This window comes from Mycobacterium sp. E183, from assembly GCF_001667735.1.
Lineage (GTDB): Bacteria > Actinomycetota > Actinomycetes > Mycobacteriales > Mycobacteriaceae > Mycobacterium.
Genome location: NZ_LZJN01000032.1, coordinates 1 through 929, shown reverse-complemented (window position 1 = coordinate 929; position 929 = coordinate 1). Strand labels below are relative to the sequence as shown.

Sequence of the window (929 nt, the reverse complement as noted above, 5' to 3'; positions counted from 1 at the left end):
GCGGCACGAACACGTAGGACTCGACATCGCAGGCAATCCCCGGGTACCGGTTCCAGTACCAGGTCCCGCCCACGTCGGCCGCCCGGTCGATGAGCCGCACGCTGTCGACGCCGAGCTGACGCAGCCGCACCCCCGTCAACAGCCCGCCGAATCCGGCGCCGATCACCGCGACGTCGACTTCGTCGGTCAGCGGCTCGCGCGTGAATTCACCGTCTGCCCAGGGGTCGTCGGCGAAGCGCGCGAATGCCCCCGCCGTCTCGACGTACTGAGCGATGCCGTCCGGGCGCAATCGGCGCGCGCGCTCTTCCGCGTATTTGCGTCGCAGCGCGTCGACGTCGAACGACACGGTTTCAGTCAAGGCCCGGTCCTCTCGTGGCCCGACTATATAATCAATCGCTTGATCATATCAAGGCGGTGCCGTGTCGGCCCCGCCGCTATCCGCGCCCGCCGGCGAACAACGTTCCGCTGATCATCTTCTTGGCCGAGTCGAGCGCGGCGTGATAATCGCGCGGCGGCGACGTGGCCCCCAACTCGACCAACCCGTAGATGAGCGCGTAGAGGGCCTCGACGACGCTGTCCCGATCGGAAGGCCGCGACAGTTCGCCCTGCCGGTAGCCGTCGTCGACGACGCCCTCGATGATCTCGCGGAAAGCCTGAAATCCCGTTCCCCCGTCCATGTGCCGATCGGGGCCGACCACTCCTTCGGCGCGGATGACCCACTCGAAGGCGGCGAGATCTGGATACTCGCGCATGAGCCGGCCCGATTCGTCGAGAACCGCCCCGATGCGGTCGACCGCGCTCCCCGGCCGCTCGGCGGCCGCCCGCAGCCGTGGCAAAGCGACATCGGTGCGCGCCGCGATCCGCTCGATGTCCTCGACGGCCGCGCCCAGCAATTCGGACTTGTTCGGGAAGTAGTGGTACAGGCTGCC

2 protein-coding genes are annotated in these 929 nt (G+C 68.0%); both read right to left on the bottom strand.

Translation table 11 applies throughout. From position 1 onward, the window contains the following. Positions 1-358: NAD(P)-binding protein (locus A5691_RS02675; RefSeq protein WP_156734759.1), on the bottom strand; the 358-nt coding region annotated here is incomplete at its 3' end. A 76-nt stretch (positions 359-434) separates the two neighbouring features. Further along, a partial coding sequence (locus A5691_RS28255; RefSeq protein WP_068266408.1) for a TetR/AcrR family transcriptional regulator occupies positions 435-929 on the bottom strand: 495 nt, incomplete at its 5' end.